An 8,529-nucleotide genomic window follows, 5' to 3' on the forward strand; every position below is an offset into this window, starting at 1 on the left:
CCCCATCGGCGCCCTCGTCAGCGCCTGGCCGGCTCTGGCACTCGTCGGCTCGTTCGAGCTGCTGATGACTCTCACCCAAACAGCGACCTCCCGACCTGCGACCCCCTCCGGCGGGCAGCGCACCGAACCGGAGCCGCCCGAACCTTCACGCACCGAAGCGGAGCAGCCGCTGGAGCAACTGGTGCTGGCCGAGTACCAGGCGAGCCTCCAAGGCCCCGGCCGTCCGCTCTCACAGCGGCAGCTGGCCGACAAGCACGGCATCGACCGCCGCCGAGTCAAAAAGATCATCGCCGACGCCCGGCCGGGGCCTCCGGACTGACGCTCTCCAATGAGGGCGAGACCCATGGCGCGGTGACGGCCGGTGTCTGCGGTCGGCGGGTGCGGTAGCTCGGGCCGCTGAGAAGGTTTCCGAGGTCGTTGAAGGTCTTGGCGACGGTGTCGCTACCGGCGTGACGGCCGCACAGTCCCTCGTCGGTCTGCTCGCAGCCCGGGCATGAGACGGGTCGGGCCGGTCGGCTCGCTTCGGCATCGCGCAGCGCCGTGATCAGCGCGGCTTCGCCGTCCAGTACGGGTTCGGCCGCAGCGGCCACCCGGCACGACACCGTGATCAACTCTTCCACGATCCGGCGCCGGTCCAGGCGCCGCTCGTCCAGCTTGGCGGTGACCTCGATGAGATCGCCCAGCAGGTAGAAAAGGCAGGCATCCTCGGGCGTGGCCGTAACCGACTGGGATGAAACCTCGTTCACGAGCCGCTCCTTCGATGCGGGTGATGCTCATCCGGCCAAGGTGGTGCGCGGCCACCCAGGCCAGGGCTCTCGCGGACATGGGGCGGAGTTGTGTCCGGCGTGGCCGTGCCGCGCGGGCGGCGGCGGCAACGCGAGAGTAAGTCCGGCCGCAGTCCACCGTGTTCATTTCTTCGCCTTGTTTGACGTTTCTTGGAGTGCGAGGCGTCGACAGACCGTCCACGGGCCGCCTTCACGCCGAGGCCGGTCGGGTGCCCCGGGGGCGGCGCGGGTCACGCCGCCCCCGAGGCACCGCCGCTGGCTACACCAATGATCGAGACGGGCCGCTGCGGCGCGGGCCGCCGCCGGTCATCTGATCGGCTGGTTATGGATGAGAACCGAGCCGTCCGGCATGACTTCCAGGCGCCTGGTGTCACCTCCGACCGCCTCCCGCGCGGCCTTCCACACCTTCGGATCAGGTCTGCGTACCGTCACCGGCCCGGTCCGGGCAGCCGCACGCCGGGACGAGGCCTCCGTCATGGTTTGTGCGGTCCGGTCGGCGCGCCGGTCGGGCTCGGGGAGCTTGTCGGGCTCGACGGTCTCGTTTCCGAAGTTGATCCGGAGAAGGTCGTACAGGTCGGGCTTGGACTTGCGAGTCATTGCTCTCCTTCGAGTACCGGTCGAGCCGGTGAGGCGTCACCGCGCGGACTGTCGGCGGTGTCGGTGGGTTCAGGGGCCGTCTGGTCGGCGGAACGGCGCGGCGCGCGGTGCGCCGGTCGGGTGCGGGGTCGAGGATGCAGCACAGGGCCCGGATCGGGGAATCGCTGAGACCGTGGGCGTGAGATTGCAGCCAGGCGTACACCTGCCGCGTCGACCCGAATGTTGCCTCCCATGCCGTTGCTCCTCTCATGATCATGGACCGTGTGGCGGCCGGTTCCGGACGGGCGCCCGGTAGCGGCCGGTGAAGGGGGCCGCTACCGGGCGCGGATGGTCACGCGTTAGGGCGTGGGCAGATCATCGGCGTCCGCGTCGGCGTCGGTGTCCGCGTCGGTGTTCGGGGCCGACTGGTCGCCCCCCGGGGCCGTGTCGCTGTCGGGGGCGAGGCCGAGGATGCGGCGCAGGATGAGATTGTGGGTGTCGCCTTCTTCGGCTTGGGACTCCAGCCAGGCGCGTACCTGGTCGTCGATGAGGATGACTCGGGTCATGTGAGATGCCTTCCGTTCGTGTGATGTGGCCGGGGCGCGGCATGCGGCCCGGTGGTCGGTTGCGGTCAGGGGCCGGGGTGGTGCACGTGCGCCGCTCGTGCCCCGCTGTGGGCGGGCGGGGTGGCCGTTCACTCGGCGCGGGGCGCAGGTCGCCGAGGTCGTCGTGCAGGATCGTCATCGCCCTGGCGTACCGCTCGAACGAGTCGGGCTCATGGGTCGCCAGATAGCGCAGGCAAATCTCGGTGGCGTGGTCCAACGCCGCCTCCAGCGGGACGCCCCGGGTGTGGTGGACGGACTCGGCGGCGGCCGCGATGGCGGCGTTGACGCGGTCGGCGACCCGCCGGGCAGCGGCACGAACGGCGGGCATCTGCTCGGGGGTGACGTTCTGGAGAAGCTGGTCGCGCAGGGTGGGCACGTGGTTCGACATCACCGTCTTGCAGTCCTTTCTCAGATGGGGTCCGGGGATCGCGGTCCCGGTCCGTGGCCGGTGTCCGGTGCGGCCCGTGGCGGGCCGCACCGGGCGCCGGTCGGTCAGGCGTCGCGCAGGGCGCGGGCGGCGGCCGCGCCGATGGTGTCGGCGGCCCGGGCAGGGTCGGGCAGGACCGCCACGTGGGCGCCGTCCATCGGGTGGTCGTATTCGGACGGGGGGAGCCACAGCACCGCGCATCCGGCGGCGGTGAGGCGGTCGATGCGCTTTTGCCCCTCGGCGGGCTGGTCGCGTTTGAAAATGCCGTCGGAGAGACCACGAGAAGGCGGGCGGCACCCGGACGCGTCAGGTCGAGGGCGGCGTCGAGGGCGTCGACCGCCTCGACAAAGTCCTCGCGCGGGTCGTTGGCCTCGAACGTGGAGACACCGGCCGGTCGCTGCCCGGGGCGGGTGACCGGGCGGACGCGGGCACCGAAGATGACGGTGGCCGAGACGGCGTCGGGGACATGACCGGCGGCGGTGGCGATGATCCACGCGGCGGACGCGACCGGATCGGCGAAAGCCTTCATCGAGCCGGACACGTCGCAGGCGATGCCGACGCGCAGCGGCGGCGCTGGGACGTGACGGCGGGTCGTTTGGGTGAACGGTTCGGCGGTCGGGACGGCACCGGCGGCGCGCTGGGCGTCGGCGGCCAGCGCGTCGCGCATGCTGAGGCGTCCGGGCGGGGTCGGTGAGGTGTGCACGGTGGTGACCCGGTCGCGGTGCGCGGCGGCGCGCAACCGCCGGGCCAGCCGCCGGGCGGCGGTCTTCTCGTCGGGGCGGGGCGGGCGGGTGCCGGTGATCGCGGTCGCGCCTCGGCGTCCGGTGTCGGTGCGGCTGGCCGCGAACACCCGCGCGGCGGCCTGCTCGGCATTCTCACGTGCCTGCCGTTCACGGCGCCGCGCCTCCCCCTTACCTGTGGTGGGTTCGGACGCGCCGGTTGAGGCGCCGGTGGCGGTGGTGGCGGACTCGACGGCGGTGAGGGTGGCGCCGATCGCCTTCGCTAGTGCGGACGAGGTGCCCGAGGCGTCGGAGGTGTCCGGGGTTGGGGCGGGTTGGTCGGGGTCGGTGCCGATGATGCGGCACCACCTGCGCCCCAGTTCCAGCATCGTCTCGGCGTCGGTGTCGTCGGTGGTGTGCGCGATGTGCCACAGCGCGGCCAGTGCGGCGAGCCGGGTCGGGCCGAGGACGCCGGTGACGGTGGCGCGCAACGCGTCGGTTTCGGTGTCGGTGAGGATTCCGGCGTCGGTGCGGGCCAGCAGTAGCGCGGCGGCACGCCCGGCGTTCCAGGGCGTCATCGGCGCCGACAGCGCCCCGGGCGGCACGGCGGACGGCGCGGCAGCGGGCACAGCGGACGGCGTAGCGGCGGCGGCGCCGGGGTGGTGGTGGGTGGCGGCGGGGCGGTGGTAGGCGGGGTGGTGAAGTCGGCCAGAATGAGGTGGACGGCGGCTGCGCGCAACCAGGGCCGGTCGGCGGGGCGGCGGCGCAACTGCGCCGCCTCGATCCGCGACTCTTCCAGCGCCATGGCCGCATCGGTGGCGGCGGCGGGCGCGCCGTCGGGGACGTCCCAGCGGGTGTGGGTGGCGTGCGCCGCCTCGTGCACCAGCACGCCCCACAGCACCCGGTACCGTTCCCGGTCACCGGGAAGGATCGGATCACACGAACCGGGCGGCGCGTCGAGATGGTTCCCATCGAGTTCGATCGTGGCAAGCGCGGGCATGAAACACCCCGGTGCGCCTTGCCCGAGGCCGGGCGCAACCTTCACGGTGAGGTCTTCGCGGTCGGTGAGGTCGGTGACGGCATCGGTGAACGCCGCCGACAGCCGCAACCACGCACCGCGCGGACCCCGCACCGGCGCGGGCGCAGCGGCGGTGGGTGAGGTGCCCGATGCCGGAACGGTTCCGGGCGCGGCGGTGGTGGACGGTGCGGCGGGTGCGGGTGCCGGGATGACGTGGGTTGCCATGGGTGCCTCCTGGTGTGCGGGTGCGGACGGTTCCGGGAAACCGGGGGGCGGGGGGATGCGGGGGGCGGTACGGGTCACATCTGGGCACCCAACGCCAACGGGGACACCGCGCGCCCGTACACCGACGACACGACCTCGGCGACCACGTCGCGGTCTTCTTCGGGCGCGACCCCGAGAAGGTTGGACACCGCCGCCTCCGCCCCCAGGACACCGGCGATCTTCTGGAAGGCGATCAGTTCGCGCAGTTGCGGCGCCCACCCGATCTCGCCCGACTCGGCGCGGCGCGAAAGGTTCCGCGCGACCTTCACGGCGCGGGCGTCGATGTCGAGGGTGCGGGCCAGGTCATAGTCGGTCGACACCCGAATCTGAGCGGCGAACCGTGAGGCGAGCGCCTCGGTCAGCACGGCGCCGTGAACGCCGGGGTTGTGCCCGGCGACGACGTAGAACCCTTCGGCGGCGGTGATCGTCTCGCCCTTGTGCGCCTTGACGGTGATCTGACGGCGCCCGTCCATGGCCGGATACACCACCGCCAGCACCTTCGGCGACACCAGGGTCGCGTCATCGATGAGCAGCGCGCGGCCCTCGGTCATCGCCGTCACCAGCGGCCCGTACACGAACTCATAGCCGCCGCCGGGCGCCTGGGTGTACTCGCCCACGAAATCGGCGACGGCGGTGTCACCGTCCCCCGCAACGGTGATCAGGTCGGGGAACGCCGCCTCGACCAGCGACGTCTTCCCCGTCCCCGGAGGCCCGTACAACATCGCCGGAATCGACGCGTCCCGCAGCCGCTGCAGCGCGGCCACGTCGGGCAGGTCGGCCAGTTTGCGGGGGTGGTAGTTCTGGCCGTTCGGCCGCACCACCACCCCCACCTTCCCCTTCCCCGACACCGGTGCGGGTGTCGGTGGCGGGGTCGGGGTGGCCGGGCGGGACGCCGGCGCCGGTGTGGGGGCGGGGGCGGCGGTGCGCGTGGCGCCTTCCTTGGCGGCGTCGGCGGTGGTGGCGGTCGCGCGGTACCGGCGCGGCGACGTCAAAACCTGCTCGGCCTGCCCCCGGTCGGTCAGCACCGACAACGCGTTACCGACCGCACCCGACGACCGGCTCAAAATCCGGGCGATCTCCCCCGGCGTGAACGCCGTCCCCGCCCCGGCGTCCAGAAACGAGGCGACCAGCCGCCTCAACTCACCCGGACCCAAACGGCCACTGTTCGGCCCGGTCGGGGCGGCGGCGGTCGGACCGGTGCCAGCGGTCGCGGTGGCGGTGGTGGTAGCGGTGGTGGTGGTCATGGTGGCTCCTTGCTGTGGTGAGGTGTTCGCGGGACGCCGGGGGCGGGCGGTCGACGGTGTGCCCGCCCCGTGTTCGGCGACGGTCAGCGCGAGGCGGGGGCGGCGGCGGGGCGGACGGTGGTGAACCGGCGCGGGCGGTCGTTGACCAGTTCGGCCTCACCGGTCTCGACCAGCCGGTCCAGGGCGTTGGACACCGCACCGGCCGAATGCCCGATCACCTTGGCGACCTCGTGCGGGGTGAACTCCGTCCCGGGGTGCGCGGTCAGGTGACCGGCGACCTTCGCCCGCATCTCACCCGGCGCCGAACGCGGACGCCCCGACCCGGTACGCGGGCGCCCGTTCACCGCCGTCCGCACCAGCCGCCGCACCTTCCCCGACCCGCCGTACACCCGCTCGACCGCCGACAGCGCCGCCTCAGGGTCACCGACGTCCAGGGCATGCAGCACCTCGGTCACCGTCCGACCCATTACCGCCAACGCGTCCCGCGCCTCATTGGCCGCCGCCTCATCGATCTCCAACCCCCCACCGACCCCGGCGGCGCCGACCCCGGCGGCGGTGTCGGTCGCGGCGGTGGTCCCCGGTGACCGCGGCGCGGTCGGCGGCGTCCCCGTCCGGCGCGGCGGGCGGCTCCCCGGCAGGCACGTCCACAGCGGACGCGTCCGCAACGGGGACGGCGGGCGCCGCATCGGGCTCGGCGTCGACCGTCGTTTCGGCGGACGTGTCGGCATCGGTGCCGGTGTCGGTGTCGGGGGTGTCCGGGGTGACGGCGGTCCAGAGGTCGGGAAGACGCTTACCGCCGTCCCGACCACCGCGCGCCCGCACCGCACGCCCCTCACCCTCCAGAACCGACAGCAACCGCGACACCGTCGCCCTACCGACACCCGACCCGGCGGCGATCGCGGCAACGGTCGCACCCGGATTGGCCGTCAGCGCGTCCCACACCGCCCCAGCCGCACCCGACGGACGCACCCCGGCACCCGCACCGGCGGCGCCGTCCACGGCGCCCCCCGTGCCCGTGGGACGGTTTTCGGCGGTGGTGTTCTTCGTGGCCATTTTCGTCTCCCAATTCGCTGATCACGGCGACCGGATTTCGGCGCCGTTCCCGTTCACCGGGAGCTCGACCATTTCTCGACCCACCACCGATAGGCAAGCATCTTCGGCCGCTTTTTATTCACCTCAACGGCTGAACACCCTTACCGAATCCCACAAACCCAACCCGCCATCAAACAAAATTTCACCGACCAATACCCGCCCACCATCGCACCTCGGGGCGACCATTCACCTTTCCCTGGGCCGATCGACGGGAAAGACCGGCAACGGCGCCGGAGACATCCGGGCGCCTATGGTCCCCGCCAATCACGCGCACCCCTATGGGGACCTCCCATCGCGACCGCGCGGCGCGGGACACACCCCGGCACTCGGGGACTCCGGGACTCCGGGACTCGGGGACTCCGGGCTCCTCGGGCACCCCGCCGGGAAGGCGAGACGGCCAGAAGGCGCGGGGCGGGATCGGATATGGTCCGTTGGCCTGGAGGCACCGGGACACCAGAGCGCCCAGCAGACCCGGGCCCGCCCGCAGATCCGCACGCGCCGACCTATTAACCGAGGAGTTCTCCTCCTTAAGGAGTCGGGCCCGCGAACAGAAGATTCGAAACCGCGGCGACCTGCACGAACAGGCCGGCCCGGGTCTGCCGTTCATAGACGCGCCCCCGGAAAGAGGACCGAAAAGAACACGGGAAAGAACCCCGAAAAGACAGCCACCTTCCACACCTGAAGAGACAGGGGACAAAGCGCCCGATACGCGCCGAAAAGGGCAGGGTCCCGCCCCGCCTCCCCCATGGGATCGAGAGAGACGCGGACGGGACCCTGCCGCCAAGGCGGTTCGCCTACTCTTGGGCGTGAGGGCCCAGCCTGCTATGGACAGGCTGGGCCCTCCTATGACGCCAGCGGCACCTCGCGCGCGGGCCCGGTCCCCTTCGCGGGTCCGGTCTGCGGGGTGCGGCGAAGGTCCACCTCCGCCCACACCGTGTGCCCGATGACGGGGCTTCCGTAGATCCCGATCGCGGCCGCGAGCCGGGACACCATCAGCAGCCCGCGCCCGTCCGTGCGGGGTTCGCAGTTCGGGTTCTCCGAACGGATCGCGGGGACGCATCCACCGCCCAGGTCCATCACCCCGATGCAGGACTTCTCGGCGAGCGTGATCTCCAGGCCGAACCAGCCCTGCGGCGCCCCCGACCGCGAATGACGCACCGCGTTGCTCGCCAGCTCGGCCACCACCACCGCCACGTCCTCCTCACGGCCCGACCCCTCGAACAGTCCCGCCGCGAACACCCGCGCCACCGTCACCTGGTCCGCCCGGCCGGGGAAGACCCGGCGCCACCGCATCGGCTCCGGACCCCACAGCCACTCACCCGGTGAGGGCACGCTCCAGCTCCCACTTCCCATCGTCGTTCTCCCTTTTCCTCGATGTCGTCTCGATGACGCCGTCCGCCGCCGCTGACGCGGCCCGGTTGCACAAACGAACGACGCGAACACGATTGGCGCTCGACTCGGCACGCACCGTCAAGTCACATGTGCAGGCGGCCACCGAAGCCGTCACCAACCCGTTCCGGCGGCCCGCCGGGACGCGCGCACGGGACGTCGAATGCGTGGGCAACGTGAGTACGGACAGGTCTCGATGGGACCGGGCCGAGGGGCCGGAGGGGGCTGCTCAGCAGACCAACACCCGATTCGGCATCTTGCGCATCCCGACCTGCACCGCGGTCCCTGCACGGCGCCGCCGTCGGCTGAGCCGGGCATACTGACCACTTGTCGAACCCGGACCCGGAAATCCTGCGCCGGCCGAAGGTGCAGGTCGACGGCGTTCCGAACACATGCCCGCGCTTTGCCGT

Annotated in this window: 9 protein-coding genes and 1 pseudogene; 1 reads left to right on the plus strand and 9 read right to left on the minus strand. The window is 72.2% G+C overall.

Features of this window, described 5'->3' with window-relative positions:
- Window positions 1–319, plus strand: a pseudogene (locus BJF79_RS55845) (hypothetical protein); the annotation flags it as partial.
- Here BJF79_RS55845 and BJF79_RS25430 read toward each other — a convergent pair.
- The 9 genes from BJF79_RS25430 to BJF79_RS25465 form a co-directional block, all read right to left on the minus strand.
- Entirely contained in the window at window positions 285–746 is a 462-nt protein-coding gene (locus tag BJF79_RS25430) for a hypothetical protein (RefSeq protein WP_075901076.1), read from the minus strand. The pseudogene BJF79_RS55845 and the gene BJF79_RS25430 overlap by 35 nt on opposite strands.
- 345 nt (window positions 747–1,091) lie before the next feature.
- Window positions 1,092–1,382, minus strand: a complete 291-nt coding sequence (locus tag BJF79_RS25435) for a hypothetical protein (protein ID WP_075901078.1) — start codon at window positions 1,380–1,382, stop codon at window positions 1,092–1,094.
- A gap of 338 nt (window positions 1,383–1,720) precedes the next feature.
- A complete protein-coding gene (locus tag BJF79_RS25440) occupies window positions 1,721–1,927 on the minus strand; it encodes a hypothetical protein (protein WP_075901080.1) in 207 nt (68 codons plus the stop codon).
- Between the two features lie 209 nt (window positions 1,928–2,136).
- Complete coding sequence (locus BJF79_RS61565) at window positions 2,137–3,741, minus strand: hypothetical protein (RefSeq protein WP_262402564.1); 1,605 nt, start codon at window positions 3,739–3,741, stop codon at window positions 2,137–2,139.
- Window positions 3,687–4,355, minus strand: a complete 669-nt coding sequence (locus BJF79_RS61570) for a hypothetical protein (RefSeq protein ID WP_262402565.1) — start codon at window positions 4,353–4,355, stop codon at window positions 3,687–3,689. The genes BJF79_RS61565 and BJF79_RS61570 overlap by 55 nt, the downstream gene beginning before the upstream one ends.
- Before the next feature lie 74 nt (window positions 4,356–4,429).
- A complete protein-coding gene (locus BJF79_RS25450) occupies window positions 4,430–5,638 on the minus strand; it encodes an AAA family ATPase (protein ID WP_075901082.1) in 1,209 nt (402 codons plus the stop codon).
- An 83-nt stretch (window positions 5,639–5,721) separates the two neighbouring features.
- Window positions 5,722–6,093 (minus strand): MarR family transcriptional regulator, encoded by a 372-nt coding sequence (locus BJF79_RS25455; RefSeq protein ID WP_143220163.1) that lies wholly within the window; start codon window positions 6,091–6,093, stop codon window positions 5,722–5,724.
- A 49-nt stretch (window positions 6,094–6,142) separates the two neighbouring features.
- Window positions 6,143–6,691: a MarR family transcriptional regulator gene (locus BJF79_RS53730; RefSeq protein ID WP_075901086.1), complete on the minus strand. Its 549-nt coding sequence runs from the start codon at window positions 6,689–6,691 to the stop codon at window positions 6,143–6,145.
- 882 nt (window positions 6,692–7,573) lie between these two features.
- Window positions 7,574–8,083, minus strand: coding sequence for an ATP-binding protein (locus BJF79_RS25465; protein ID WP_075901088.1), 510 nt, complete (start codon window positions 8,081–8,083; stop codon window positions 7,574–7,576).
- Window positions 8,084–8,529 lie beyond the last annotated feature (446 nt).

It is taken from the genome of Actinomadura sp. CNU-125 (assembly GCF_001942465.1).
Taxonomy (GTDB): domain Bacteria; phylum Actinomycetota; class Actinomycetes; order Streptosporangiales; family Streptosporangiaceae; genus Spirillospora.

Bases quoted from the DNA above. Each gene is read 5' to 3' on its own strand.
- BJF79_RS25465 (WP_075901088.1), bottom strand. From the start codon at position 8,083: ATGGGAAGTGGGAGCTGGAGCGTGCCCTCACCGGGTGAGTGGCTGTGG.
- BJF79_RS25435 (WP_075901078.1), bottom strand. From the start codon at position 1,382: ATGACTCGCAAGTCCAAGCCCGACCTGTACGACCTTCTCCGGATCAAC.
- BJF79_RS25450 (WP_075901082.1), bottom strand. From the start codon at position 5,638: ATGACCACCACCACCGCTACCACCACCGCCACCGCGACCGCTGGCACC.
- BJF79_RS53730 (WP_075901086.1), bottom strand. From the start codon at position 6,691: ATGGCCACGAAGAACACCACCGCCGAAAACCGTCCCACGGGCACGGGG.
- BJF79_RS25440 (WP_075901080.1), bottom strand. From the start codon at position 1,927: ATGACCCGAGTCATCCTCATCGACGACCAGGTACGCGCCTGGCTGGAG.
- BJF79_RS61570 (WP_262402565.1), bottom strand. From the start codon at position 4,355: ATGGCAACCCACGTCATCCCGGCACCCGCACCCGCCGCACCGTCCACC.